This window comes from Streptomyces sp. NPDC096205 (genome assembly GCF_044763135.1).
Classification (GTDB): domain Bacteria; phylum Actinomycetota; class Actinomycetes; order Streptomycetales; family Streptomycetaceae; genus Streptomyces.
In genome coordinates, this window is sequence record NZ_JBIWFS010000012.1 from 229,711 (window position 1) to 255,005 (window position 25,295).

At 71.5% G+C, this 25,295-nt stretch carries 22 protein-coding genes; 15 read left to right on the plus strand and 7 right to left on the minus strand.

Going from position 1 to position 25,295, the window contains the following annotated elements; all coding sequences use genetic code 11:
- Window positions 1-163 precede the first annotated feature (163 nt).
- Both ACIQ6Y_RS36775 and ACIQ6Y_RS36780 read left to right on the plus strand, forming a co-directional pair.
- A complete protein-coding gene (locus ACIQ6Y_RS36775; protein WP_404046473.1) occupies window positions 164-2,413 on the plus strand; it encodes a heavy metal translocating P-type ATPase in 2,250 nt (749 codons plus the stop codon).
- A 56-nt stretch (window positions 2,414-2,469) separates the two neighbouring features.
- Window positions 2,470-3,003 (plus strand): hypothetical protein, encoded by a 534-nt coding sequence (locus tag ACIQ6Y_RS36780; protein ID WP_404046476.1) that lies wholly within the window; start codon window positions 2,470-2,472, stop codon window positions 3,001-3,003.
- Here ACIQ6Y_RS36780 and ACIQ6Y_RS36785 read toward each other — a convergent pair.
- Entirely contained in the window at window positions 2,993-4,141 is a 1,149-nt protein-coding gene (locus ACIQ6Y_RS36785) for a serine hydrolase domain-containing protein (RefSeq protein WP_404046479.1), read from the minus strand. The genes ACIQ6Y_RS36780 and ACIQ6Y_RS36785 overlap by 11 nt on opposite strands.
- Before the next feature lie 151 nt (window positions 4,142-4,292).
- Complete coding sequence (locus tag ACIQ6Y_RS36790) at window positions 4,293-4,655, minus strand: winged helix-turn-helix transcriptional regulator (protein WP_404046482.1); 363 nt, start codon at window positions 4,653-4,655, stop codon at window positions 4,293-4,295.
- A 68-nt stretch (window positions 4,656-4,723) separates the two neighbouring features.
- On the opposite strand from ACIQ6Y_RS36790, the gene ACIQ6Y_RS36795 reads away from it, so the two are divergent.
- Window positions 4,724-5,323, plus strand: coding sequence for an NADPH-dependent F420 reductase (locus ACIQ6Y_RS36795; RefSeq protein ID WP_404046485.1), 600 nt, complete (start codon window positions 4,724-4,726; stop codon window positions 5,321-5,323).
- On the opposite strand, the gene ACIQ6Y_RS36800 is transcribed toward ACIQ6Y_RS36795, so the two are convergent.
- Together ACIQ6Y_RS36800 and ACIQ6Y_RS36805 are read right to left on the minus strand one after the other, a co-directional pair.
- The gene (locus ACIQ6Y_RS36800) at window positions 5,320-6,018 is read right to left on the minus strand and encodes a glycerophosphodiester phosphodiesterase (RefSeq protein WP_404046488.1); all 699 of its coding nucleotides are present in this window, start codon (window positions 6,016-6,018) and stop codon (window positions 5,320-5,322) included. The genes ACIQ6Y_RS36795 and ACIQ6Y_RS36800 overlap by 4 nt on opposite strands.
- 20 nt (window positions 6,019-6,038) lie before the next feature.
- Entirely contained in the window at window positions 6,039-7,133 is a 1,095-nt protein-coding gene (locus ACIQ6Y_RS36805) for an adenosine deaminase (protein WP_404046660.1), read from the minus strand.
- Between the two features lie 173 nt (window positions 7,134-7,306).
- Here ACIQ6Y_RS36805 and ACIQ6Y_RS36810 point away from each other — a divergent pair, with 173 nt between their 5' ends.
- Both ACIQ6Y_RS36810 and ACIQ6Y_RS36815 read left to right on the plus strand, forming a co-directional pair.
- Window positions 7,307-7,927 carry a DUF4190 domain-containing protein gene (locus tag ACIQ6Y_RS36810; RefSeq protein ID WP_404046491.1) on the plus strand — a complete coding sequence of 207 codons (621 nt, stop codon included), beginning with the start codon at window positions 7,307-7,309 and terminating at the stop codon, window positions 7,925-7,927.
- Window positions 7,928-7,983: 56 nt separating this feature from the next.
- Window positions 7,984-8,448: a DUF4190 domain-containing protein gene (locus tag ACIQ6Y_RS36815; RefSeq protein ID WP_404046494.1), complete on the plus strand. Its 465-nt coding sequence runs from the start codon at window positions 7,984-7,986 to the stop codon at window positions 8,446-8,448.
- 59 nt (window positions 8,449-8,507) lie between these two features.
- Here ACIQ6Y_RS36815 and ACIQ6Y_RS36820 read toward each other — a convergent pair whose 3' ends face one another.
- Window positions 8,508-9,065 carry an NADAR family protein gene (locus tag ACIQ6Y_RS36820; protein WP_404046497.1) on the minus strand — a complete coding sequence of 186 codons (558 nt, stop codon included), beginning with the start codon at window positions 9,063-9,065 and terminating at the stop codon, window positions 8,508-8,510.
- Between the two features lie 211 nt (window positions 9,066-9,276).
- Between ACIQ6Y_RS36820 and ACIQ6Y_RS36825 the strand changes: the two genes are divergently transcribed.
- The 8 genes from ACIQ6Y_RS36825 (at window position 9,277) to ACIQ6Y_RS36860 (ending at window position 18,891) form a co-directional block, all read left to right on the plus strand.
- Window positions 9,277-10,812, plus strand: a complete 1,536-nt coding sequence (locus ACIQ6Y_RS36825; protein ID WP_404046499.1) for a gamma-aminobutyraldehyde dehydrogenase — start codon at window positions 9,277-9,279, stop codon at window positions 10,810-10,812.
- Window positions 10,813-10,867: 55 nt separating this feature from the next.
- Window positions 10,868-12,115 carry a spermidine/putrescine ABC transporter substrate-binding protein gene (locus tag ACIQ6Y_RS36830; protein WP_404046502.1) on the plus strand — a complete coding sequence of 416 codons (1,248 nt, stop codon included), beginning with the start codon at window positions 10,868-10,870 and terminating at the stop codon, window positions 12,113-12,115.
- Window positions 12,112-13,272, plus strand: a complete 1,161-nt coding sequence (locus tag ACIQ6Y_RS36835) for an ABC transporter ATP-binding protein (RefSeq protein ID WP_404046504.1) — start codon at window positions 12,112-12,114, stop codon at window positions 13,270-13,272. Before ACIQ6Y_RS36830 ends, ACIQ6Y_RS36835 begins: the two co-directional genes overlap by 4 nt.
- A complete protein-coding gene (locus tag ACIQ6Y_RS36840) occupies window positions 13,272-14,201 on the plus strand; it encodes an ABC transporter permease (RefSeq protein ID WP_404046506.1) in 930 nt (309 codons plus the stop codon). Before ACIQ6Y_RS36835 ends, ACIQ6Y_RS36840 begins: the two co-directional genes overlap by 1 nt.
- Window positions 14,202-15,002, plus strand: a complete 801-nt coding sequence (locus ACIQ6Y_RS36845; protein WP_404046509.1) for an ABC transporter permease — start codon at window positions 14,202-14,204, stop codon at window positions 15,000-15,002.
- A gap of 25 nt (window positions 15,003-15,027) precedes the next feature.
- The gene (locus ACIQ6Y_RS36850) at window positions 15,028-16,446 is read left to right on the plus strand and encodes an NAD(P)/FAD-dependent oxidoreductase (RefSeq protein WP_404046511.1); all 1,419 of its coding nucleotides are present in this window, start codon (window positions 15,028-15,030) and stop codon (window positions 16,444-16,446) included.
- A 102-nt stretch (window positions 16,447-16,548) separates the two neighbouring features.
- Complete coding sequence (locus tag ACIQ6Y_RS36855) at window positions 16,549-17,010, plus strand: hypothetical protein (protein WP_404046513.1); 462 nt, start codon at window positions 16,549-16,551, stop codon at window positions 17,008-17,010.
- A gap of 87 nt (window positions 17,011-17,097) precedes the next feature.
- Window positions 17,098-18,891, plus strand: a complete 1,794-nt coding sequence (locus tag ACIQ6Y_RS36860) for a chitinase (protein WP_404046515.1) — start codon at window positions 17,098-17,100, stop codon at window positions 18,889-18,891.
- Here the strand turns inward: ACIQ6Y_RS36860 and ACIQ6Y_RS36865 are convergent.
- Window positions 18,830-19,456: a phosphatase PAP2 family protein gene (locus tag ACIQ6Y_RS36865; RefSeq protein WP_404046517.1), complete on the minus strand. Its 627-nt coding sequence runs from the start codon at window positions 19,454-19,456 to the stop codon at window positions 18,830-18,832. The genes ACIQ6Y_RS36860 and ACIQ6Y_RS36865 overlap by 62 nt on opposite strands.
- A gap of 373 nt (window positions 19,457-19,829) precedes the next feature.
- Complete coding sequence (gene gabT, locus ACIQ6Y_RS36870; RefSeq protein ID WP_404046520.1) at window positions 19,830-21,164, minus strand: 4-aminobutyrate--2-oxoglutarate transaminase; 1,335 nt, start codon at window positions 21,162-21,164, stop codon at window positions 19,830-19,832.
- A 280-nt stretch (window positions 21,165-21,444) separates the two neighbouring features.
- On the opposite strand from gabT, the gene ACIQ6Y_RS36875 reads away from it, so the two are divergent.
- Together ACIQ6Y_RS36875 and ACIQ6Y_RS36880 are read left to right on the plus strand one after the other, a co-directional pair.
- Window positions 21,445-23,514, plus strand: a complete 2,070-nt coding sequence (locus tag ACIQ6Y_RS36875) for an ATP-binding protein (protein ID WP_404046523.1) — start codon at window positions 21,445-21,447, stop codon at window positions 23,512-23,514.
- A gap of 131 nt (window positions 23,515-23,645) precedes the next feature.
- Window positions 23,646-25,223, plus strand: coding sequence for a PucR family transcriptional regulator (locus ACIQ6Y_RS36880; RefSeq protein WP_404046525.1), 1,578 nt, complete (start codon window positions 23,646-23,648; stop codon window positions 25,221-25,223).
- The last annotated feature ends 72 nt before the right edge of the window (window positions 25,224-25,295 follow it).

A 25,295-nucleotide genomic window follows, 5' to 3' on the forward strand; every position in this document is an offset into this window, starting at 1 on the left:
GCTCCTGGGTGCGGGCGGAGGCTGCTGCCGCTCCGGGCGGCAGCTCCATTCATACATACCCCCCTGGGGTATTGCAAGGCCTTGCGTGAAATACCTGCCGGGGGTATACCTGTGGGAGTCAGATACCCCCCAGGGGTATGAATGCGGTCCGGGAGGACTCCTCATGACCACCACGGCCCCCGAGGCCACCGCAGCCGGCCGGGTAGAGCTCGCCATCGGCGGCATGACCTGCGCCTCCTGTGCGGCGCGCATCGAGAAGAAGCTCAACCGCATGGACGGCGTCACCGCCACGGTCAACTACGCCACCGAGAAGGCGCAGGTGACGTACACGGGCGAGGTGACCGTGCCCGACCTGATCGCCACGGTCGAGGCCACCGGCTACACCGCGCGGGAGCCGCAGCCGGCCGTGACCGGGGGCGAGGCCGCCGGGGCGCCGTCGGAGCCGGACGAGTTGCAGCCGCTGCGGCAGCGGCTGGTGACGGCGGTCGCGCTGGCGGTGCCGGTGATCGTGATGGCGATGGTCCCGGCGACGCAGTTCGAGTACTGGCAGTGGCTCTCGCTGACCCTCGCCGCGCCGGTGGTGACGTATGCCGCCTGGCCGTTCCACAAGGCCGCCTGGACGAACGCCCGTCATGGTGCGGCGACCATGGACACGCTGATCTCGGTGGGCACGATCGCGGCGTTCGCGTGGTCGCTGTGGGCGCTGTTCCTCGGCACTGCCGGCACGCCCGGGATGACGCACCCCTTCGAGCTGACCATCGCCCGCTCCGACGGTGCCGGGAACATCTACCTGGAGGCGGCGGCCGGGGTGACGGCGTTCATCCTCGCCGGGCGGTACTTCGAGGCGCGGTCCAAGCGCCGGGCGGGGGCCGCGCTGAAGGCGCTGCTGGAGCTGGGCGCGAAGGAAGTCACCGTCCTGCGCGGCGGCCGCGAGGAGCTGATCCCCGTCGGTGACCTGAAGGCCGGGGACCGGTTCCTGGTGCGGCCCGGCGAGAAGATCGCCACCGACGGTGTCGTCGTCGAGGGCACCTCGGCCGTGGACGCCTCGATGCTGACCGGCGAGTCCGTGCCGGTCGAGGTCGGCGCCGGGGACCCCGTCACCGGTGCCACCCTCAACGCCGGCGGCCGGCTGGTCGTCGAGGCCACCCGGGTGGGGGCCGACACGCAGCTGGCGCGGATGGCGAAGATGGTCGAGGACGCGCAGAACGGCAAGGCGGCCGCACAGCGGCTGGCCGACCGGATCTCCGGGGTGTTCGTACCGGTCGTCATCGCGCTCGCGCTCGGCACGCTCGGCTTCTGGCTCGGCTCGGGTGAGGGACTGACCGCCGCCTTCACCGCCGCGGTCGCCGTACTGATCATCGCCTGCCCCTGCGCCCTCGGGCTCGCCACGCCGACCGCGCTCATGGTCGGCACCGGGCGCGGTGCCCAGCTCGGCATCCTGATCAAGGGCCCCGAGGTGCTGGAGAGCACACGCAAGGTCGACACCATCGTGCTGGACAAGACCGGCACCGTCACCACCGGCAGGATGACGCTGCTCGCCGTCCACACGCACGAGGACGAGGCCGAGGTGCTGCGGCTCGCGGGCGCCCTGGAGCACGCTTCCGAGCACCCGATCGCCCAGGCCGTCGCCGCCGGAGCCCTGGAGAAGCTTGGCTCGCTGCCCGCCCCGGAGGACTTCGCGAACATCGCCGGACTCGGCGTCCAGGGCGTCGTCGACGGCCACGCCGTCCTCGTCGGCCGGGAGCGGCTGCTGGCCGAGTGGGCCATCGCCCTGCCCGTGGAGCTGGAGCGCGTCAAGGCCGAGGCGGAGGCGGCGGGCCGGACCGCCATCGCCGTGGCCTGGGACGGGGAGGCCCGTGCGGTGCTGGAAGTGGCCGACGCGGTGAAGGACACGAGCGCCGAGGCCGTCCGGCGGCTGCGCGCCCTCGGGCTCACCCCGATCCTGCTCACCGGGGACAACCGGGCCGTCGCCGAGGCGGTCGCCGCCGAGGTCGGTATCGACGAGGTCATCGCCGAGGTGCTGCCCGAGGACAAGGTCGCCGTCGTGCGGCGGCTGCAGGACGAGGGCCGCTCGGTCGCCATGGTCGGCGACGGCGTCAACGACGCGGCCGCGCTCGCCCAGGCCGACCTGGGCCTGGCCATGGGCACCGGCACCGACGCCGCCATCGAGGCGGGCGACCTCACCCTGGTCCGCGGTGACCTGCGGGTCGCGGCCGACGCCATCCGGCTCGCCCGCCGCACCCTTGGCACCATCCGCACCAACCTGTTCTGGGCCTTCGCCTACAACGTCGCCGCCCTCCCGCTCGCCGCGGCCGGTCTGCTCAACCCGATGATCGCCGGAGCGGCCATGGCCTTCTCCTCGGTCTTCGTGGTCGGCAACTCCCTGCGGCTGCGCCGCTTCAAGGCGGCCTGACCTGGCACGGCAGCCCCGCTTTTGAACGTGTTCAAAAGCGGGGCTACGCTGTGCCCATGAACGACAGAGCCGCCCTGGTGAAGGGCATCCGTGTCTGGCTGACCCTCTTCGTCGTCTGTCTGGTGCTCAGCGGAGCCACCGCGTTTCCTCTGGTCCATGAACTGCGCTGGACCGAGGACCTGTTGCACACCCTCTCCGTCCAGGACCACCTGCCGGGCCTGACGGAGTGGATCGAGCGCGTGCGGCGCGGCCTCGACCGGGCCGACGCCGACTATCCGTTCCTCCTCTACGGCACGGACTGGCTGGCCTTCGCCCACCTCGTGATCGCCGTCTTCTTCTACGGCGTCCTGCGCGATCCGGTCCGCAACATCTGGGTCGTGGAGGCCGGGATGATCGCCTGCGCCGGCATCGTCCCGCTCGCCCTGATCTGCGGACCGATCCGCGGCATCCCCTTCTGGTGGAGCGTCGTCGACATGTCCTTCGGCGTCTTCGGAGTGATCCCGCTGTATGCCGTACGCCGGAGGATCAAGCGGCTGGAGGCGCTGACGGAAGCACCGCCCGCGTCCTCGGCCGCCCCTGTCAGCGGTTGAACGCCGGGAAGGCGAAGCGCTGGGCTATGGCCAGGCCGTCGGAGCGCGCTTCCGTGGAGTTGACGGAGAAGACGACCGTCCGGCACAGGTCGGGGGTGGCGGCGATGCCGGTGGCGTAGCCGGGACGCGAGCCCGACTTGCCCCACACCCGTTGTCCGTTGAGCTTGAAGGTCTCCAGTGCCATGCCGTACCGCGCCCCCTCGATCGGCGGGACCGTGAGCATCTCCTTCAGCAGCGCCGGCGGCACGACCCGGGCGCCGAGCACACCCTTCAGCAGGCGCTCCAGGTCGGCCGTCGTCGAGATCAGGTCACCGGCCGCGAAGCGGTCCGACATGTTCCACTCCGTGACGTCGACCAGTTCGCCGTCGATCCACTCGTAGCCGCGGTTGTGCGGGCCGTGCACCCGCGGGTCCGGGCCCGCGGGGAAGGAGGAGCCGTGCATGCCCAGCGGACGGAAGACCCGCACCTGCGCCTGATGGGCGTACGAGTCGCCGGTGACCTTCTCGATCAGCATGCCGAGCACGGTGTAGTGGATGTTGCCGTACGTCTGCCGCTCACCGGGCGTGTACGCGGGGCCCTTGGCCACCGAGGCCGCCACCACCTCCCGCGGGGTCAGCGTCTCGAAGCGGTGCGGGAACATCTCCTCCGTCGTGTCGCCGAAGCCGGCCCCGGGCTGGAGGCCGCTGGTGAAGGTCAGCAGGTGCCGGACGGTGATCGGGTCCTTGAAGTCGTCGGTGAGCAGGCCCGGCAGATACTCCTGCACGGTGCCGTCGAGGTCGATGCGCCCCTCGGCGACCAGTTGCAGCACGATCGACGCGGTCACCACCTTGGTGGTGGAGCCGGCCCGGAACCGGCCGTGCTCCAGCACCGGCGCCCCGCTGCGCACATCGCGCACCCCGGCCGCGCCGTGCCAGCTCCCCTTGCCGCCCACGCGGATCTGCGCGGCCGTCACCTTGTCGTCCGGTATCCCGGCGAGCGCAGCGGCGAGGGCCTCCGTGTCCGGCCCCGTCGTCCAGGAGCAGGCGGTCGCCGGTGTCCGGCTCTCCGACGCGGCGAACACGGGGGCGGCCAGCGGGCCGGCCGCCAGGGCCAGCGCGAGAGAGGCGGCGACGACGGTCGTACGGCGGTGCAGAGGCATGGGCGGGCTCCGAGGGAGATCGGTGCGGACGTTGTGTGATCATCCTGGAGCAGTGCGTGGCGGAACGGATCATCATCGAGGAGGGCACCGGGCCCTTGGAAAACCCCGACCAACTCGCCTGCGCGGGGAGGGTTTCGGCCGGGGTGGGCCCCTAGGGGTGGCCCTCGGTCCAGCGTTCCTGCGCCGCCATCACCTCGTCGCCGTGCTCGAACGCCCAGGCGCCGAAGGCGTCGATCGGCGCCAGCAACGTCCGGCCCAGGCCGGTCAGTTCGTACTCGACGCGCGGCGGTGAGCCGCCGTACGCGCGCCGGGACACGAGCCCGTTGAACTCCAGTCGGCGAAGAGTCTCGGTCAGTACCTTCTGGCTGATCCCGCCGATCCGCGCGCGCAGGTCGCCGGGGCGGTGGGGGCCGTCCCTCAGGGCCCACAGCACCACCGAGTTCCAGGTGTTGGCGAGCAGATCGAAGGCCAGCCGCGCACGGCAGTCGGCGAGGAAGGTCGAGTCGCTGGTCACATACCGAATGGTGCCTGAACTGCCTTCTACCGTCGGGGAAAACGGACTCGAGCAAGGGAGACGCGCACATGCGCATAGGAATCCTCGGCACCGGCGGCATGGCGGACGCGCTCGGCACCCAGTGGGCGCGGGCCGGGCACCAGGTCCTCGCCGGCGGCCGCTCCGGGCCGACCGGGCTGCGGGAGGCCGCCGAGTTCGGCACGGACGCGGTGCTGCTGGCCGTCCCCCACGAGGCCGCGGCCCAGGTCGTCGCCGGGCTCGCGGAGCCCCTGCGCGGGCGGACGCTGATCGACTGCACCAACCCCGTCGGCGCCGGGTTCGCCCTGCTGACCTCGGGCGGGCCCTCGGCAGCGGAACGTATCGCCGCCGCGGCACCCGGAGTTCGCGTGGTCAAGGCCTTCAACCTCTGCCACGTCGACGTCTGGCGCCGCACCCCGCCCGTCTTCGACGGCCGCCCCCTCGCGGTGCCGCTGGCCGGGGACGACGAGCCCGCCCTGGACGTCGTACGACAGCTCGTGCGGGACATCGGCTGCGAGCCGGTGCACGCCGGCGGGCTGGACCGGGCGGGGCTGGTGGAGGCGACGGCCGCGCTGCTGATCCGGCTGTGGGTGGGGGAGGGGGCGGACGCGCAGGCGATCGCACCCCCGCTGGCGTACGCGGCGGGCTAGACCGCCTGTGCGGGGGCGGACTTCAGGCGGGCCAGTACGTCGACGCGGTTGGTGGTGATCGAGTCCACGCCCGCGTCGATGAGGCGGCGCATGCTGCGGCGGGTGTCCGGGGTCCACACCGACAGCAGATAGCCGTCGCGGTGCACGCGCGCGGCCAGCTCCCGGTCGACCAGCGAGAAGCGGTAGTTGAGCCACCGCGGCCGCACCGCCTCCAGCAGCGCGGCCCGCGGCGGCGCCAGCGTCGTCCAGGTCAGCGCGATCTCGGCAGCGCTGTCGGCCGCGCGGACGGCAAGCATCGCGGGGGCGCCCGCGCAGTAGTACACGCGGTCCTGGGCGCCGCACGCGCGCACCACGTCCACGACCTTGAGCGCGGCCCGGACGTCGGGGGTGCCCGGCAGGTCGAGCATCACCCGGTGTCCGTCCGTCGCCGCGAGCGCCTCCGCCAGCGTCGGCACCGCGCCGTCCGTGAGCCCCCGCACCTCCTCAGCGGACAGCGCGAGCAACGGCCGGTCCAGCTCCCACAGCCGCTTGAGCGTGTCGTCGTGCAGCAGCACCGGGACGCCGTCCCGGGTGAGCCGTACGTCGATCTCGACCGCGTCCGCGCCCAGCGCGAGCCCGGCGCGTACGGAGTCGAGGGTGTTCTCGCGGAAGCGGTAGGGGTCGCCGCGGTGGGCCACGGCGGTCACGTTCTGCATGAGCCCATTGTGAGGGGACGTCAGGAGGCCAGCCACGTGGAGGTGTACGTGTCGATCTCGGCCGCGATCCGGGCCTTGCCGGCCGGGTCCAGGAAGGACGCCTCGACGGCGTTCTTCGCGAGCTCGGCCACGCCGCCCTCGTCGAGGCCGAGGAGGCGGGCGGCGACCGCGTACTCGCTGTTGAGGTCGGTGCCGAACATCGGCGGGTCGTCGGAGTTGATCGTCACCAGCACGCCGGCCTGCACGAACTCCTTGATCGGGTGCTCGTCGAGGGTGGCCACCGCGCGCGTGGCGATGTTGGAGGTCGGGCACACCTCCAGCGGGATGCGGTGCTCGGCGAGGTGCCGCAGCAGCTTCTCGTCCTGCGCGGAGCTGGTGCCGTGGCCGATGCGTTCGGCGCCGAGGTAGGTCAGCGCGTCCCACACCGTCTCCGGGCCCGTCGTCTCACCGGCGTGCGGCACGGAGTGCAGTCCGGCGGCGACGGCCCGGTCGAAGTACGGCTTGAACTGCGGCCTCGGTACGCCGATCTCGGGGCCGCCGAGGCCGAAGGAGACCAGGCCCTCCGGGCGCAGCCGGTCGTCGGTGGCGAGGCGGACGGTCTCCTCGGCGGAGACCAGGCCGGCCTCGCCGGGGATGTCGAAGCACCAGCGCAGCACCGTGCCGAACTCGGCCTCCGCCGCCTTGCGGGCGTCCTCGATCGCGTCCATGAACGCGCGCTCGTCGATGCCGCGGCGGGTGGAGGAGTACGGGGTGATCGTCAGCTCGGCGTAGCGCACCTGCTGGCGTGCCAGTTCGCGGGCGACCTCGAAGGTGAGGAGGCGGACGTCCTCGGGGGTGCGGATCAGGTCCACGACGGACAGGTACACCTGCACGAAGTGCGCGAAGTCCGTGAACGTGAAGTAGTCCGCGAGGGCCTCGGGGTCCGTCGGCACCTTCGAGTCGGGGTGGCGGGCGGCCAGTTCCGCGACGATCCGGGGGGAGGCGGACCCGACGTGGTGGACATGGAGTTCGGCCTTCGGCAGTCCGGCGATGAAGGCGTGCAGGTCGGTCACGGGGCCTCCCGGGATGGGCGCCGGGCGCGAAGGCCGTACGGCGCGGTGATCGGCTGATCGAATAGGGCCATCGTAGGCGGGGCGGGCAGCGGTCGCGGAGGTCTCCCCCGGAGGGCCGGCCTCCGGGACGGGAGGGGCCGTGGAGCGGTCGGCGGGCGGCAACGGTGGTCGGGTGGGGGGTGTGTCACCGGGAGGTCGTAGCATGGCCCGGACGATCGATCCCGGGGGGCTTGAAGATGACGGACGCGACGCAGCCGGGCGGCGAGAACGGGGGGTACGACCCCTGGGCGCCGCCGGAGCATCGGACGTTCCCGGACGGCAAGGCCCCCGACGCCGGGCCGCCCTCCGTGCACGACCAGGCCACCGTGACCTCCATGCCCGCCGCGGGCTTCACCCCGCCGGTCGCTGACAGCGGCCAGGTCCCGCCGCCGCCCCTCGCCCCGCAGGGGCCGGCCACCAGCGGCTATGGATACCCCGGCTACCCGCAGGGCTACGGCTGGCCCGGCATGCCCCCCGCGCCGCAGAACGGCATCGGGATCGCGGCGATGGTGCTGGGCATCCTGTCCTGCTGTCTGTTCTGCCTGTACGGCGTGGTCTCCATCATCCTCGGCGTCCTCGCGATCGTCTTCGGCGTCAAGGGCCGCCGCAAGGCGGAGCGCGGCGAGGCGAACAACCACGGGCAGGCCCAGGCCGGTCTGATCACCGGCATCATCGGCCTGATCCTCGGCATCGCCGTGCTCGTGCTGATGATCGTCGGTATCACGGCGGCCATCAACGACGACGACCACGACTCCGACTACGACGACTCGTACGGTGCCCACGGCTCCGTGTCGGTCTCCGCCCCACTGAACATCTGATGCCGTCGCAGGCGGGCCGTTACGATGCCTGACTGACGACGAGGGGAGATCTTTACATGTCCAACAGCCAGCCCGGACCCGGTGGGTTCGGCCCGCCCCCCAACCAGCCGCCGCAGCAGCCGGCCGGGGGCTACGCCTACCCGCAGCAGTCCGGCCCGGGGTACGGCTATCCGCAGCAGCCCGGCCAGGGATACCCGGCCGCGCCGCAGCCCTATGTGCAGGCGCCCGGCTATGTCATGCCCATGCAGCCGAGCAACGGCATGGGCACCAGCGGACTCGTGCTGGGCATCATCGGCGTGGTGTGCAGCCTGACGTTCTTCCTGTGGTTCTTCGGCGTCATCCTCGGCATCCTCGCGATCATCTTCGGCGCGGTCGGCCGGGGCAAGGCCAAGCGCGGCGAGGCCACCAACAAGGGTGCGGCGACCGCCGGTCTGGTGCTCGGCATCGTGGCCACGGTCCTGCTGCCGCTGCTCGGCTTCCTGCTGTTCGCCAGCGTGATGGGTGCCGCGGGCGCGGCCTGACCCGACGGCAGTACAGCGACGGGGGGCCGGTCTCTGACCGGCCCCCCGTCGCCGTCCGCTCAGCCGCTCCGCAGCCGCTCGCGGGCCTCCATCAGCGCGAACCCCAGGAGGTTCGGCCCCCGCCAGCGCTCCGGGTCGAAGGCCGCCTCGTCGTCGGCCGCGAGCCCGATGCCCCAGACGCGGTCCACCGGGCTCGCCTCCACCAGCACGCGCTCGCCCGTGTTCAGCAGGAACTCCCGCAGATCGGCGTGCGCGGCGAACTTGTGGACGCTGCCCTCGACGACGATCCCGAACCGCTCGCGCTCCCAGACGTCCTCGTCGAAGTCGCGCACCAGCCGCCCGGCCTTCTTCGCCTGAGCGGGGTGCTCCGCGGCCAGCGCCCGCCGCTCGGCCTCGGCGTCGCCGAACAGCCGCGCCTTGGCGGCCATCATCCAGTGCTCGGCCGTCGCGTACCGCGTGCCGTCCACCGTGAACGGGGACGGCCACCACTGGCTCAGACAGCTCGCGCCGACCCGTCCGTCGGGTCGCGGACGATGGCCCCAGAAGTGCAGATACTTGATCCCCGCCCCCGCGCGGACCTCCCTGATCAGGGCATCCCGAGAATCGATCTTTTCCATGCACGCGAGTCTGGCACGCACCACTGACACTCCGTCCCCGCTTTTCATCGACCACTCGACACCTGGTCGACAGATTCCGTTGCGTAACCAAAAGGCAACAACGGAATCCCTTGTTGGAGTGCCCGTGCTCTGTCAGGATCGGCACTCAAATCGAGCTGGAGCTACGCCACCCGCCCCCGTGGACAGCGGGGGGAAGGCGGAGGAGAGCGACATGCACAACCCGGGCACCACCACCCCGGAACGATTCCCGGCCCAGGAGCGGTTCGCGGCCGGCGCGCAGTACATCGCGGGCCGCTTCACCCAGGGCACCTCGGGCGAGACCCACGCGGTCGTCGACCCGGCCACCGGCGAGACGGTCCTCAGCTACGAGCTGGCCGGCACCGACGACGTCGACGCCGCCGTCGCCGCGGCGCGGGCCGCCTTCCCCGGCTGGGCGGCGGCCACCCCGGGCGAGCGCTCCGACGCGCTGCACCGGCTGGCCGCGGTGCTCGCCGAGCGCGCCGACGACTTCGCCCGCGCCGAGTCCCTCCAGTGCGGCAAGCCGCTGAAGCTGACCCGCGAGTTCGACGTCCCCGGGACCATCGACAACGCCGCCTTCTTCGCGGGCGCCGCCCGGCACCTTCAGGGGCAGTCCGCCGGTGAGTACTCGGGCGACCACACGTCGTACGTGCGGCGCGAGCCCATCGGTGTCGTCGGCTCGATCGCCCCCTGGAACTACCCCCTCCAGATGGCCGCCTGGAAGATCCTCCCGGCGATCGCCGCGGGCAACACCATCGTGCTCAAGCCCGCCGAGATCACCCCGCTGACCTCGCTGCTGTTCGCCGAGGCGTGCACCGCGGCCGGTATCCCGGACGGCGTCGTCAACGTCGTCACCGGCACCGGGAAGGAGGCCGGCGAGCACCTGGTCGGCCACCCGGACGTGGCCATGACCTCCTTCACCGGCTCCACCGCGGTCGGCAAGCGTGTCGCCGAGGTCGCCACCGCGACCGTCAAGCGTATCCACCTGGAGCTCGGCGGCAAGGCACCCTTCGTCGTCTTCGACGACGCCGACCTCGAGGCCGCCGTCCACGGCGCGGTCGCGGGCGCCCTCATCAACACCGGGCAGGACTGCACCGCCGCCACACGCGCGTACGTGCAGCGCCCGCTGTACGACGAGTTCGTGACCCGCACCGCCGCCCTCATGGACACCGTCCGGCTCGGCGACCCCTTCGCCCCGGGCACCGACCTCGGCCCGCTCGTCTCCCATGTGCAGCGCGACCGGGTCGCCGCCTTCGTCGACCGGGCGCGGGGCTACGCGCGCGTGGTGACCGGCGGCGAGATTCCCGAAGGGGACCTTGCCAAGGGGGCCTACTACCGGCCGACTCTCGTCGCCGACGCCGCCCAGGACAGCGAGATCGTCCAGTCGGAGATCTTCGGGCCCGTCCTCGTCGTGCTGCCCTTCGACACCGACGACGAGGGCATCGCGCTCGCCAACGACACCCCGTACGGACTCGCCGCCTCCGCCTGGAGCCGCGACGTCTACCGGGCGAACCGCGCCACCCGCGAGATCAAGGCGGGCTGCGTGTGGGTCAACGACCACATTCCGATCATCAGCGAGATGCCGCACGGCGGCTACAAGGCGTCCGGCTTCGGCAAGGACATGTCGGCGTACTCGTTCGAGGAGTACACCCAGATCAAGCACGTCATGTTCGACAACACGGCGGTCGCCCGCAAGGACTGGCACCGCACGATCTTCGGGGACCGATAGCAGAACCAGGCCGCCCGACCAGTGGCCGACGACCTCCCGAAAGGGCACCAAGCGCATGGAGCAGTACGAGCCCGACCGCCTGTCCCCGGCCCAAGTGGCCGCCATGCGGCGCAGCGTCCGCAACGGCAGGGCCTCCCTCAGCCGCCGTTCCCTGCTGCGCGCCTCCACCGGCGGCGCGCTCGCGGTCGGCGGTCTGGGGACGCTCAGCGCCTGCGGCATCCCCGCCGCGGGCAACACTCAGGGCGGCGTGTCCGCCGAGGACCGCTCGGCGAAGGAGAAGACCGTCAGCTTCTCCAACTGGACCGAATACATGGACGTCGACGAGAGCGAGAAGCACCACCCCACGCTCGACGCGTTCACCGAGCGGACCGGCATCAAGGTCAAGTACACCGAGGACATCAACGACAACGTCGAGTTCTTCGGCAAGATCAAGCCGCAGCTCGCGGCCGGCCAGGACACCGGCCGCGACCTGATCTGCGTCACCGACTGGCTCGCGGCCCGACTGATCCGCCTCGGGTGGGTCCAGAAACTGGACCCGGCCAATCTGCCGCACGCCTACGCCAACCTCTCCTCCCAGTTCCGCACCCCCGACTGGGACCCGGGCCGTGCCTACTCCTATGTGTGGCAGGGCATCTCCACCGTCATCGCGTACAACAAGAAGGCGCTGGACGGCGTCGAGGTGAAGACGGTCTCCGACCTGCTGGACAACCCCAAGCTCAAGGGCCGGGTCGGCTTCCTGTCGGAGATGCGCGACAGCGTCGGCATGACCCTGCTCGACATGGGCAAGGACCCGGGCACCTTCACCGCCGACGACTTCGACGCGGCCATCGCCCGGATGCAGAAGGCCGTCGACAAGGGCCAGATCCGCCGCTTCACCGGCAACGACTACACCTCCGACCTCACCAGCGGCGACTTCGCGGCCTGTCTCGCCTGGGCCGGGGACGTCGTCCAGCTCAAGGCGGACAGCCCCGACATCGACTTCATCATCCCGGACAGCGGCTACCTCACGTCCACGGACAACCTGCTGGTCCCCAACAAGGCCCGTCACAAGACGAACGCCGAACGGCTCATCGACTACTACTACGAGCCGAAGGCGGCCGCCGAACTCGCCGCGTACATCAACTACGTCTGTCCCGTCGACGGCGTGAAGGAAGAGCTGGCGAAGCTCGACGAGGATGCGGCGAACAACCCGCTGATCATCCCCGACAAGGCCATGGCCAAGAAGTCCCGTGCCTTCCGCTCGCTGAGCTCGAAGGAAGAGACGGCCTTTGAAGAGAAGTTCGCGAAGCTGACTGGGGCGTGATCGACGTGACGAACAAGAACGACAACACCGGTGACGTCCGCCTCTCGGGCATCAGCAAGACGTACGACAACGGCTTCACCGCCGTGCACCCGCTGGACCTGACCGTGCCGCAGGGCTCCTTCTTCGCCCTGCTCGGCGCCTCCGGCTGCGGCAAGACCACCACCCTGCGCATGATCGCCGGCCTGGAGGAGCCCACCACCGGCACGGTCTGGCTCGGCGAACAGGACGTCACGCACCTGCCGCCGTACAAACGGCCCGTCAACACGGTCTTCCAGTCCTACGCCCTCTTCCCGCACCTCGACATCTTCGAGAACGTCGCCTTCGGCCTGCGCCGGCGCGGCATCAAGAGCGTGAAGAAGCAGGTCGACGACATGCTGGAGCTGGTCCAGCTCGGCGAGCAGGCCCGCAAGAAGCCGCACCAGCTCTCCGGTGGCCAGCAGCAGCGTGTGGCGGTCGCCCGCGCGCTGATCAACCACCCCAAGGTGCTGCTCCTCGACGAGCCCCTCGGCGCCCTCGACCTCAAGCTGCGCCGCCAGATGCAGCTGGAGCTCAAGCGCATCCAGACCGAGGTCGGCATCACCTTCGTGCACGTCACCCACGACCAGGAGGAGGCCATGACCATGGCCGACCAGGTCGCGGTGATGAACGCGGGCCGCGTCGAGCAGCTCGGCGCCCCCGCCGACCTGTACGAGAACCCGAGCACCACCTTCGTCGCGAACTTCCTCGGCACCTCCAACCTCATCGAGGCCGAGGTCGACTCCAGGAGCGGCGACGACATCGTCCTGAAGGCGGGCGGCGGCAAGCTCGTCCTGCCCGAGGCGCGATGTTCGGCGCCCACCACGACCGGCGGCAAGGTGCTGGTCGGCGTACGCCCCGAGAAGATCTCCCTGACGCACGCCGACGACGCCGGTGAGATCCCGGACGGCCGCAACCGGGTCACCGGCACGATCGCCGACGCGAGCTTCATCGGCGTCTCGACGCAGTTCGTCGTCGACAGCCCGGTCTGCTCCGAGCTGGCGGTCTACGTCCAGAACGTCGACCGTGACGCCCGGCTGGTCCCCGGCGCCGAGGTGGTCCTGCACTGGAGCCCGGCGCACACCTTCGGTCTCGACGCGGCTCAGGACATCGACGCGGGCATTGAGGAAGAGGCGGTCTGATGGCAGCCACCCTCACCGACGCGCCCCCGCCGCTGGCGCCGGCCCCGGAGAAGAAGCCCCCGCGCAAGCGGGGCCGCTGGACGCCGTACCTCCTGCTGCTGCCCGGACTCGCCTGGCTGGTGGTGTTCTTCGCACTGCCGATGATCTACCAGGCGTCGACCTCGGTGCAGACCGGCTCCCTGGAGCAGGGCTACGAGGTCACCTGGCACTTCGCGACCTACTGGGACGCGCTGACCGAGTACTATCCGCAGTTCCTGCGCTCGGTGCTGTACGCGGGCTCGGCGACGGTCCTGTGTCTGCTGCTCGGCTACCCGCTGGCGTATCTGATCGCCTTCCGGGCCGGCCGCTGGCGGAACCTGATCATGATCCTGGTGATCGCGCCGTTCTTCACCAGCTTCCTGATCCGCACCCTGGCCTGGAAGACGATCCTCGCGGACGGCGGCCCGGTCGTCGGCGCGCTGAACTCGCTGCACGTCCTGGACGTCACCAGCTGGCTCGGCATGACCGCGGGCGACCGTGTGCTGGCCACCCCGCTGGCGGTGGTGTGCGGTCTGACGTACAACTTCCTGCCGTTCATGATCCTGCCGCTGTACACCTCGCTGGAGCGCATCGACCCCCGGCTGCACGAGGCGGCGAACGACCTGTACGCCAGGCCCAGCACCACCTTCCGCAAGGTCACCTTCCCGCTGTCGATGCCGGGTGTCGTCTCCGGCACGCTGCTGACCTTCATCCCGGCCGCCGGTGACTACGTCAACGCCGACCTGCTCGGCTCCACCGACACCCGCATGATCGGCAACGTCATCCAGTCGCAGTTCCTGCGGATTCTCGACTACCCGACGGCGGCGGCGCTGTCCTTCATCCTGATGTTCGCGATCCTCGTCATGGTGTCGCTGTACATCCGCAAGTCCGGCACGGAGGATCTGGTTTAAATGGCCTTCGTCAACTGGCTCAAGAGCAAACTCGTCGTCATCGCGGGCCTTTTCACGCTCGGATATCTGCTGCTGCCCAACGTCGTCGTGACGGTGTTCTCCTTCAACGACCCGAAGGGCCGCTTCAACTACGAGTGGCAGAAATTCTCCACCGACGCCTGGACCGACCCGTGCGGTGTGGTGGGCTTGTGCAGCTCGCTCACGCTCAGCCTGCAGATCGCCTTCTGGGCGACGCTGGGCGCGACCGCCCTCGGCACGATGATCGCCTTCGCGCTGGTCCGCTACCGGTTCCGGGCGCGCGGCGCGGTCAACTCGCTCATCTTCATGCCGATGGCCATGCCCGAGGTCGTCATGGCCGCCTCGCTGCTCACCCTGTTCCTCAACATGGGCGTCCAGCTGGGCTTCTGGACGATCCTGATCGCCCACATCATGTTCTGCCTCAGCTTCGTCGTGACGGCCGTCAAGGCGCGTGTCATGTCGATGGACCCGAGGCTGGAGCAGGCGGCCCAGGACCTCTACGCCGGCCCGTTCCAGACGTTCGTCAGGGTCACCCTGCCCATCGCGGCACCCGGAATCGCCGCGGGCGCGCTGCTCGCCTTCGCGCTGTCCTTCGACGATTTCATCATCACCAATTTCAACGCGGGCTCGACCGTCACCTTCCCCATGTTCGTCTGGGGCTCGGCACAGCGCGGCACGCCCGTCCAGATCAATGTCATCGGCACGGCCATGTTCGTCATCGCCGTCCTGTTCGTCCTGACCTCCATGGTCATCAGCAATCGCCGCACCAAGCAAAAGGCGTAAGCGCAGTTGTAGGGAGTTGAAAATCATGGCCCCAAGCGCCATGAGCCGTTGGACAAAGGCACTTTCCGACGCCCAGCCGGTCCCGTACTGGCTGGACGACCCCGGCAGGCCCCGCCCCGAGCCCGCCCTCACCGGAGCCGAGACCTGCGACCTGCTGGTCGTGGGCGGCGGCTACAGCGGGCTGTGGACCGCGCTGCTCGCCAAGGAGCGCGACCCGCAGCGGGACGTCGTACTGCTGGAGGGCCGCGAGGTGGGCTGGGCCGCCTCGGGCCGCAACGGCGGCTTCTGTGCCGCCTCCCTCACCCACGGTCTGCCCAACGGGCTCACCCGCTGGCCGGACGAGATCCACAAGTTGGAGGAGCTGGGCGCCCGCAATCTCGACGAGATCGAGAAGGCGGTCGCCCGCCACTCCCTGGACTGCGACTTCGAGCGCACCGGCGAGATCGACGTGGCCACCGAGACGTACCAGGCGTGGGAACTGCGCGACTGGTACGAGGAGATGGAGCGGGAGGGCCTCGCCGACGGCGTCGAGTTCCTGGACGCCGACGCGGTGCGCGAGCAGGTGAACTCGCCCACCTTCCAGGCGGGCCTGTACGACCGCCGGGGCGTGGCCATGCTCAACCCGGCCAAGCTGGTGTGGGGCCTCAAGCGAGCCTGCGTCGAGCTCGGCGTACGGGTGTACGAGCACACGCCCGCCCTGACGTTGAAGCCGTACGGCGCCGGCATGGCGGTCACCACCCCCTACGGGCAGGTCCGCGCCCGCCAGGTCGCCCTCGGCACGAACATCTTCCCCAACCTGGTCAAGCGGGTGCGGGCGTACACCGTGCCGGTCTACGACTACGCCCTGATGACCGAGCCGCTCAGTGAGGAGCAGCTCGCCTCGGTGGGCTGGCGGGGCCGGCAGGGGCTCGGGGACAGCGCCAACCAGTTCCACTACTTCCGGCTCAGCGCCGACAACCGCATCCTGTGGGGCGGTTACGACGCGGTCTACCCCTACGGCGGCCGGGTGCGCGCCGAGTACGACGACCGGCCGGAGACCTACGCCAAGCTGGCCGAGCACTTCTTCACCTGCTTCCCGCAGCTGGAGGGCCTGCGCTTCACGCACACGTGGGGCGGGGCCATCGACACCTGCTCGCGCTTCTCGGCGTTCTTCGGCACGGCCCACCAGGGCAAGGTGGCGTACGCGGCGGGCTTCACCGGTCTCGGGGTGGGCGCGACCCGCTTCGGCGCCGATGTGATGCTGGACCTGCTGGCGGGGGAGCGGACCGAGCGGACGGAGCTGGAGATGGTGCGGCGCAAGCCGCTGCCGTTCCCGCCCGAGCCGTTCGCCTGGACCGGTATCGCCCTGACCAAGTGGTCGCTGGCCCGCGCGGACGCCCATGGCGGGCGGCGGAATCTGTGGCTGCGGACGATGGACCGGCTGGGGCTGGGCTTCGACAGCTGAGGTTTTGTAAGAAAGGTGCCCGAAGTCGCGTAATGCTCGGCCCGGACCTCCCTCTCACTCCCTGACGCGACCCGCGTCCCCGAGCGAGAGGGAGGTCTTTTCATGGCTGGCGCGAAGACTGCGGTGGAGTGGCTGGCGTCCGTGGCACCCGACCCCGACGCCTGCCGCTGGGAGTGGGAACGCAGCCCCATGGGGGTCGCCCTGCTGCCCGCGGGCAAGGCCTGGGACGTGCTGATCCTGCCTGGCGAGCTGGGCTATCCCACCCTCGACGTGCTGACCCGCATCCTCGACCAACCGGGCCCGGTCCTGGTCGACTTCGGCGACAACCGCATGGGCTTCCTGGTGCCGCCGGGCACGGCCGCCCGCTGGGTCGGCACGGGCATCCGCACGGCCGGCGCCGGCACCTGGATCGTGGTGCCCTACCCGGGCCGCGCCACCGGCGGGGTGCGCTGGCTGGTGCCGCCGGACGGCTCGGGCACGCTCACCGACCCGGCGTTGCTGGAACTGGCGATGCACGAGGCGGCGGCGGGGCTGGCGAGGGAGGAGGGGGACAGGGACGGGTAGCCGCCGGAGGTCTTGACCACTCAATTGGTCTGGACCAAGCTGGGCGCGCTCCACCCCTCCCCATATCCCCCATGTCCGGAGGCACTTGTGGACCGCACCAGACCCTTGGTCGCTCTCCTCGCGGCGACGGCACTGGCCGTACCCGGTATCACCGCGCTCTCGTCGGCCGCCCGTGCGGCCGACGCGGACCTGGCTCGCAACGGCGGCTTCGAGGCCGGTCTCGACGGCTGGACCTGCACAGCGGGTACGACCGTCACCTCACCCGTGCACAGCGGCACACGCGCGCTGCAGGCGACCCCGGCCGGCAGCGACAACGCCCGCTGCGCCCAGACGGTGACCGTGCAGCCGGACGCGCAGTACACGCTGTCCGGCCACGTCCGCGGCGCGTACGTGTACCTCGGCGCGAGCGGCACCGGCACGACGGACGTCTCGGCCTGGACCCAGTCCGCCCCCGACTGGCAGAAGTTGACGACCACGTTCCGCACCGGCCCGTCCACCACGCGCGTCACGATCTACACCCACGGCTGGTACGGCACCGGCGCGTACCACGCCGACGACATCTCCCTCACGGGCCCCGGAGCGACCCCGACCCAGCCGCCCGCGGCCCCGACCGGCCTGCGCACCGGCACGATCACCTCCTCCGGCATCGCCCTGTCCTGGACGGCCGTCACCGGCGCCACGAGCTACGCGGTCTACCGCGACGGCGCGAAAGTCCAGACGGTCACCGGCACCTCGGCCACGGTCACCGGCCTGACACCGTCCACCGCCTACGCGTTCCAGGTCACGGCCGTCAACGACGCCGGGGAGTCCGCGCGTTCGGCGACCGTCACCGCCACGACCGCCCCGGGCGGCGGAGGTTCCTCGGACCTGCCGCCCCACGCCCTGGTCGGCTACCTCCACACCACCTTCGCCAACGGCTCCGGCTACACCCGCCTGGCCGACGTACCCGACAGCTGGGACGTCATCGACCTCGCCTTCGGCGAACCCACCTCCGTCACCTCCGGCGACATACGGTTCGACCGCTGCCCGGTCACCGAGTGCCCGAACGTGGAGAGCGACGCCGACTTCAAGGCCGCGATCAGGGCCAAGCAGGCCGCAGGCAAGAAGGTGCTGATCTCCATCGGCGGCCAGAACGGCCAGGTGCAGCTCACCACGACCGCCGCCCGCGACACCTTCGTGGCGTCCGTCTCGAAGATCATCGACGAGTACGGCCTCGACGGCCTGGACATCGACTTCGAGGGCCACTCGCTGTCCCTGAACGCCGACGACACCGACTTCAGGAACCCGAGGACCCCGGTGATCGTCAACCTGATCTCCGCCCTGAAGACCCTGAAGGCCAAGTACGGCTCGAAGTTCGTCCTCAGCACGGCCCCGGAGACGTTCTTCGTGCAGCTCGGGTACCAGTACTACGGCACCGGCAAGTGGGGCGGCCAGGACCCGCGCGCGGGGGCGTACCTCCCGGTGATCCACGCGCTGCGCGACGACCTGACACTGCTGCACGTCCAGGACTACAACTCCGGTCCGATCATGGGCCTGGACAACCAGTACCACTCCATGGGCGGCGCCGACTTCCACATCGCCATGACCGACATGCTCCTCACCGGCTTCCCGGTCGCCGGTGACCCGAACAACGTCTTCCCGCCGCTGCGTCCCGACCAGGTCGCCATCGGCATGCCGGCCTCGGTGAACGCGGGCAACGGACACGTGGCTCCCGCCGAGGTCGTGAAGACCCTCGACTGCCTGACGAAGAGGCTGAACTGCGGCTCGTACGCCACCCACGGCACCTGGCCGGCGCTGCGCGGCCTGATGACGTGGTCGGTCAACTGGGACCGGTACGCGAACGGGGAGTTCCAGCGAACCTTCGACGGCTACTTCGGCTGAGGACGAGGACGAGGCCGACGTACACGGTCAGCAGCACCGTCGACAGGCACCAGCTCGCCACCACGTCCAGCGGCCAGTGGTAGCCGCGCCGGACGAGGCCGTACGAGGTGCCGAGGACGAGGACGGCCGCGAGCGCGATCACCGTCCGGCGGGCGTACGCGCGCGTGAGCCACGGCAGGAGCAGCAGGGCCGCCGTCCCGTAGGCGACGGCGGCCGTGGCTGTGTGGCCGGACGGGAAGTAGCCGGTGCCGGGCGGCATGGCCGAGGTGCCGGGGCGGTCGGTCAGCTCCTTGACGGGGACGACGATCGCCGGGACCAGGGTCATCAGAACGCCCGCGGCGACGAACGGCAGCCACGGGCGGTCCGTACCGGAGCCACGCGCGCGCCGGGCCGCGTACACGGCGGCCACCGCCAGCACCGGGACGGCCACGGGCACGCTCCCGAGGTCGGCGAGCAGCTCCGAGGCGCGGTCCGGGTGGACCAGGGCACGGCTGAGGCGTTCGTCCAGGCGCAGCAGCGGCCCGTCGGCGACGACCTGCCAGGTGCTCAGCGCGAAGAGGAGCACGGGCAGGAGAAACAGAAGCAGGAGGAGGAAAAAGGTCGGCCGTCCCGGAACAGGGGGGGTGGTTCCGGGACGGCCGAACTGATCGGAATGTCGCGCGCCCCGGGGGGTCTGGGGCGAGCGACCGTCCGATCGGTGAGGAGATCCGGAGCCAGAGGCTCCGTGTGTGTGCGCGAGGGCACGACCAGGTCGAAGCTGGGGAGGCCCCGGCCTGGGTTCGCCCGCAGGACCCTGCGAGCGGGGTGTATCTCTCATCTGGGAAGAACCTACGACAGGAGGTGGGGGCTGGACAGCAGGAACAGCATCCTGCCATCCACCCCCCACACCTTCTTCACACGTCTGCCGCAGGCGGCCGTCAGAGGTGCGGACCAGTCGCTCAGATGCGCGAGAACGCCTGCTCGATGATGTCCAGACCCTCGTTCAGCAGGTCCTCGCCGATGACCAGCGGCGGCAGGAAGCGCAGCACGTTGCCGTAGGTGCCACAGGTCAGGACCAGCAGGCCCTCGGCGTGGCAGGCCTTGGCCAGCGCGGCGGTCGCCTCCGGGTTCGGCTCCTTGGTGGTGCGGTCCTTGACCAGCTCGATGGCGATCATGGCGCCACGGCCACGGATGTCGCCGATGATGTCGAACTTCTCGGCCATGGCACCGAGGCGCGCCTTCATGATCGCCTCGATGTTCTTCGCCTTGGCGTTGAGGTCCAGCTCCTTCATCGTCTCGATGGAGCCGAGCGCACCGGCGCAGGCGACCGGGTTGCCGCCGTAGGTGCCACCCAGGCCACCGGCGTGGGCGGCGTCCATGATCTCGGCGCGGCCGGTCACCGCGGCCAGCGGCAGACCGCCGGCGATGCCCTTGGCGGTGGTGATCAGGTCCGGGACGATGCCCTCGTCCTCGCAGGCGAACCACTGGCCGGTGCGGCAGAAGCCGGACTGGATCTCGTCCGCGACGAAGACGATGCCGTTGTCGTTCGCGAACTTCACGATCTCCGGCAGGAAGCCCTTGGCCGGCTCGATGAAGCCGCCCTCGCCGAGGACCGGCTCGATGATGATCGCGGCGACGTTCTCGGCGCCGACCTGCTTGCTGATCTGGTCGATGGCCTGCTTGGCGGCCTCGGGGCCCGCGTTCTCCGGGCCGGTCGGCCAGCGGTAGCCGTACGCCACCGGCACGCGGTAGACCTCGGGCGCGAACGGACCGAAGCCGTGCTTGTACGGCATGTTCTTCGCGGTCAGCGCCATCGTCAGGTTCGTACGGCCGTGGTAGCCGTGGTCGAAGACGACGACGGCCTGGCGCTTGGTGTACGCACGCGCGATCTTGACGGCGTTCTCGACGGCCTCGGCGCCGGAGTTGAACAGCGCGGTCTTCTTGGCGTGGTCACCCGGGGTGAGCTCGGCGAGGGCCTCGGCGACCTCCACGTAGCCCTCGTAGGGGGTGACCATGAAACAGGTGTGGGTGAAGTCGGCGAGCTGGGCGCTCGCGCGGCGCACGACGGCCTCGGCGGAGGCGCCGACGGAGGTCACGGCGATGCCGGAGCCGAAGTCGATCAGGCGGTTGCCGTCGACGTCCTCGATGATGCCGCCGCCCGCGCGCGCGGTGAACACGGGCAGCACCGAGCCCACGCCCTGCGCCACCGCGGCGAGGCGGCGGGCCTGCAGCTCCTGCGACTTCGGGCCGGGGATGGCGGTGACGACGCGGCGCTCCTGCGGAACAGCGGTCATGAGGGCTCCTGTGGGGTCTTACGGACGTCTGACGAACGTCGTACGAGGTCTTACGGACGTCTTGAGGACGCTTTCCTTCTTTTGTCGCAGGCTAGGCCCGGTGCGCAGGGGTGGGCATGCTCCATGTGGGCGTTTTCGCGGCCGCCCGTTGTCCGTCATGGACATAGCCCCGCGCACGAGCCCGGCGGCGACGCCTGGCGCGTACCGGTGAACTCCCCCTGGGAGGGCGTTAGATTGACCGCTGATGATGGACCGAGCGGCTGGCCAGGGGGCAAGGGCGATGAACGGCGACGGCACGCAGGACGCACGGGGCACACAGGCGAACCCGGTGCCGCGTCCGGCGGGGCCCCCGCCGATGCCGGCGGTACCGCCCAGGCCGGACGGGTCGGCGTTCCTGACCTGGCTGCGGACGCCCAGGCCGGAGGCGGCGCCGGGGGTGTGGCGGTTCGGGCACAAGCCGCGCTCGGCGCAGGAGCCCGAGGAGATCCCGGCCCGGCAGCTGCTCGGCGGGGCGGTCATCGCGCTGCTGGTGGGCTGGCTGATCTGGTCGCTGCTGTGGAACGGGTACCTCGGCGGCTGGTGGCTGCTTCCTCTGGACGCCATGACGACGTCATGGACGGACCCCAATTCGTACAGCCGGGTGGTCTTCGGCTGGGCCTGGTACGTCGTCGTCGCCCTCGGCATCGTCATCGGCATGGGCCGGCTCGGCCGCTGGGGCGAGGTGTGGCGGCGCCTCGTCGCCCCGCACCTCAGGCGCCGTGAGACCGCCCCGCCCCCGCCGCCGCCCGAGCAGGACCCCGCCGAATGGCCCGCGCTGCGGGCCGCCGGGGCCGTCGACGCCGCCGAGAGGCTGGCCGCCGAGGCCAGGACGGGGCTGATGCGGGACGTGGACCACGCCCGGATCGCGCGGGCCTGGCAGGGCGTGCGGACCGGCCGGTTCAGCCTCGCCACCTTCACCGGGGCCGTGCTCAAGGACGGGGCCGCGGCGTGTCTGCACCCCTCCGGGGAGCGCGACCTGCCCGCGCGGCTCGCCCGGCACGACCTGGTCACCGGGCAGGTGCGGCTCGGCACCACCGCCGACGACCCCCGCAACCCGTACTCCTACCGCGGCACCGGGCTCGGCCTCGGCCCGGATCTGCTCGGCACCTCGCTGGTCGCCGTCGGCCCGGCCGGCTCCGGCAAGACGGGGAGCCTGGCGCGGCCGCTCACCGAGTCGCTGTGTCTGCAGGCGCTGGCCGGGCGCACGGCCGTCGTCGCGGTCGGCGCGGCGGGCGCCGGGCTGGGTCCGGCCGAGGCCTTCGACGTCGTCGTACGCGTCGGCAACCCGGACTCCGTCCACGACCTCGACCTGTACGGCGGCACCGGCGACCCCGACGAGGCGGCCGCCGTACTGGCCGAGGCACTGGTCGGGGACCTCGACGAGGTCCGCCGTGCCACCACGGTGCTCGCCCAGCTCCTCGGGCCGTTCCGGGCCGTGCACGGTCGCTTCCCCGGCGTCCCCGAGCTGCGCCGGCTCCTGGACGGCGACCCCGGACCGCTCGCCGAACTGCGCGAGGCGCTGCGGGAGCACGGCCAGGACTCCCTGCTGCGAGAGCTGGACGCGCGAGAGCGGCAGGCGGGCCAGCCGGGCGACCCCGGCGGGGCGCTCGCGGACCGGATCGCGCTGCTCGACCGCCCCGCCTTCGCGGGCTTCTTCGACACCTCCGGCCAGTCCCGGCCGTTCTCCCTCAAGGCCCTCGACCACCCCGTCCGGGTCCGGGTCGACCTGCCCGAGCGCGGCCACGCCGACGCCTCGCGGATGCTGGCCCGGCTGGTGCTGGCCCAGTTCACGGCGAGCGTGACCGTACGGGAGGACAGGTCGCTGTTCGCCTGTCTGGTGCTGGACGACGCCACCGGGGTCGTCACGCCCGAGGCGGTGCGCGGCATCCAGCGCCTGCGGTCGGCGAACGCCGGGGTCGTGCTGACGCTGCGCACCCTCGACGACGTACCGCGTCCGCTGCGCGGCCCGCTGCTCGGGGCCACCGGCTGCCGGATGGCGCTGTCCGGGCTCACCCCCTGGGACGGCCAGGACTTCGCCGAGGTGTGGGGCAAGGAGTGGACCGAGGCCCGCGACGTCACCGACCGGCAGATCATCGCCGAGACCCCGGCCGGCAAGGCCGTGCACATGCTGCGCCGGGTGATCACCGGCAAGGCGCCCACCGCGCGGGCCGTCACCGTCCGCCAGGTCGAGCGGGAGCGCTGGTCGGCGTCCGAGCTGGCGCATGCGGTGCCGCCGGGGCATGCGGTGCTGTCGCTGACGACGGTGAAGGGGGAGCACGCGCCGCCGTTGCTGGTGGATCTGCGGAACTGAGGGTCCACGGGTGGGGCCGGACCGTACGGTGAGGCAGAATCGAAGGTGGTCGTTCATACACGGCGGCCAAGTGATCGTGCGCATCGCTCGTGTCTCCTGGACGCTCGCGTCCCCCTAGACCTGAAGGCCTCATGCCCCCCACGCTCGCCTCGCTCGTCCACCACTCCGCGCTCAAGCTGACCGTGCGGGCGGGCGAGGGCCGTCTGGACGTGCCCGTGCGCTGGGCGCATGTCAGTGAGCTCGCCGATCCCGTGCCCTACATGGAGGGCGGCGAGCTGCTGCTGGTCACCGCGCTGAAGCTGGACGCCGAGGAGCCCGAGGCGATGCGGCGCTATGTGCGGCGGCTGGTCGGGGCGGGGGTCGTCGGACTCGGGTTCGCGGTCGGCGTCAACTACGACGAGATCCCCAAGGCGCTCGTCGACGCCTGCGCTCAGGAGGGCCTGCCCCTGCTGGAGGTGCCCCGCCGCACCCCGTTCCTCGCCATCACCAAGGCCGTCTCCGCCGCCATCGCCGCCGACCAGTACCGGGCGGTCACCGCGGGCTTCGCCGCCCAGCGCGAGCTGACCAAGCAGGCACTCGGCGAGGGCCCCGAGGGGCTGCTCGGCGCGCTCGCCGCGCAGGTCGACGGCTGGGCCGCGCTGTACGACGCCTCGGGCGCGGTCGTCGCCGCCGCGCCGGACTGGGCGGGCCGCCGCGCCACCCGGCTCACCGCCGACGTGGAGCGGCTGCGCGAGCGGCCCGCGCCCGCCAGCTCCGTGGTGGGCGGGCCCGAGCACGAGGACCGGATCGAGCTGCACTCCATCGGCACCGGCCGCCGCCCCCGCGCCGCCCTCGCCGTCGGCACCGCCGCCGCCCTCGGCACCGCCGAGCGCTACGCCGTCCACTCCGCCATCGCCCTGCTCACCCTCACCACCGAACGCTCCCGCTCGCTGCACGCCGCCGAGCAGCGCATCGGCGCGGCCGTACTGCGCATGCTGCTCGCCGGGGAACCCGACCACGCCCGCGCGGTCGCGGGTGACCTGTACGGGGAGCTGCTGGACGCGCCGTTCCGGATCGTCGTCGCCGAGAGCGTGGCGCCTTCCGGGGGCCGCCTCGACGCGCTCACCGAGCTGGTGGAGTCGGCGGCCGCCCGCGCGGGCGAGTCCGTGCTGGTGGTGCCCGAGGGCGAGCGCCTGGTGGTGCTGGCCGCGGACGACGGCGCCGCTGCGGGGGCGTGTCTGGAGTACGCCGCCGAGCACGAGGCCGCACGGGGCGGCGTACGGGACCAGGCGCCGGGGGACGAGGAGGAGTTGGTCGTCGGGCTGTCCGCGCCCGCCGGGCCGATCGCCGCGGCGGCCGCCTACAAGCAGGCCGAGCAGGCGCTGAGCGTGGCCCGGCGCCGCGGGCGCGTCCTCGTCGAGCACGAGCAGCTCGCCGCCGGGTCCGTGCTGCCGCTGCTCGCCGACGACGCCGTGAAGGCGTTCGCCGACGGGCTGCTGCGGGCCCTGCACGACCACGACGCCACCGGCCGCGGCGACCTCGTCGCCTCCCTGCGGGCCTGGCTGTCCCGGCACGGCCAGTGGGACGCGGCCGCCGCCGACCTCGGCGTGCACCGGCACACCCTGCGCTACCGGATGCGGCGCGTGGAGGAGATCCTCGGCCGCTCCCTGGACGATCCGGACGTACGCATGGAGCTGTGGCTGGCGCTGAAGGCGACCGCACCCGAGTAGAAGTCCAAACCGGCGCATGCCGGCCCCCGACTGCTACGGATCGGACAAGCCCGCCGCTCACGCCCCCCACCT

What these genes read in the sequence shown, in the direction of transcription:
- ACIQ6Y_RS36795 (WP_404046485.1), top strand. Translation starts at nt 4,724, where the DNA reads ATGCGCATAGGAATCCTCGGCACCGGCGGCATGGCGGACGCGCTCGGC.
- ACIQ6Y_RS36775 (WP_404046473.1), top strand. Translation starts at nt 164, where the DNA reads ATGACCACCACGGCCCCCGAGGCCACCGCAGCCGGCCGGGTAGAGCTC.
- ACIQ6Y_RS36845 (WP_404046509.1), top strand. Translation starts at nt 14,202, where the DNA reads ATGGCCTTCGTCAACTGGCTCAAGAGCAAACTCGTCGTCATCGCGGGC.
- ACIQ6Y_RS36815 (WP_404046494.1), top strand. Translation starts at nt 7,984, where the DNA reads ATGTCCAACAGCCAGCCCGGACCCGGTGGGTTCGGCCCGCCCCCCAAC.
- ACIQ6Y_RS36880 (WP_404046525.1), top strand. Translation starts at nt 23,646, where the DNA reads ATGCCCCCCACGCTCGCCTCGCTCGTCCACCACTCCGCGCTCAAGCTG.
- ACIQ6Y_RS36780 (WP_404046476.1), top strand. Translation starts at nt 2,470, where the DNA reads ATGAACGACAGAGCCGCCCTGGTGAAGGGCATCCGTGTCTGGCTGACC.
- gabT (WP_404046520.1), bottom strand. Translation starts at nt 21,164, where the DNA reads ATGACCGCTGTTCCGCAGGAGCGCCGCGTCGTCACCGCCATCCCCGGC.
- ACIQ6Y_RS36830 (WP_404046502.1), top strand. Translation starts at nt 10,868, where the DNA reads ATGGAGCAGTACGAGCCCGACCGCCTGTCCCCGGCCCAAGTGGCCGCC.
- ACIQ6Y_RS36800 (WP_404046488.1), bottom strand. Translation starts at nt 6,018, where the DNA reads ATGCAGAACGTGACCGCCGTGGCCCACCGCGGCGACCCCTACCGCTTC.
- ACIQ6Y_RS36855 (WP_404046513.1), top strand. Translation starts at nt 16,549, where the DNA reads ATGGCTGGCGCGAAGACTGCGGTGGAGTGGCTGGCGTCCGTGGCACCC.
- ACIQ6Y_RS36850 (WP_404046511.1), top strand. Translation starts at nt 15,028, where the DNA reads ATGGCCCCAAGCGCCATGAGCCGTTGGACAAAGGCACTTTCCGACGCC.
- ACIQ6Y_RS36820 (WP_404046497.1), bottom strand. Translation starts at nt 9,065, where the DNA reads ATGGAAAAGATCGATTCTCGGGATGCCCTGATCAGGGAGGTCCGCGCG.
- ACIQ6Y_RS36825 (WP_404046499.1), top strand. Translation starts at nt 9,277, where the DNA reads ATGCACAACCCGGGCACCACCACCCCGGAACGATTCCCGGCCCAGGAG.
- ACIQ6Y_RS36785 (WP_404046479.1), bottom strand. Translation starts at nt 4,141, where the DNA reads ATGCCTCTGCACCGCCGTACGACCGTCGTCGCCGCCTCTCTCGCGCTG.
- ACIQ6Y_RS36810 (WP_404046491.1), top strand. Translation starts at nt 7,307, where the DNA reads ATGACGGACGCGACGCAGCCGGGCGGCGAGAACGGGGGGTACGACCCC.
- ACIQ6Y_RS36840 (WP_404046506.1), top strand. Translation starts at nt 13,272, where the DNA reads ATGGCAGCCACCCTCACCGACGCGCCCCCGCCGCTGGCGCCGGCCCCG.
- ACIQ6Y_RS36875 (WP_404046523.1), top strand. Translation starts at nt 21,445, where the DNA reads ATGAACGGCGACGGCACGCAGGACGCACGGGGCACACAGGCGAACCCG.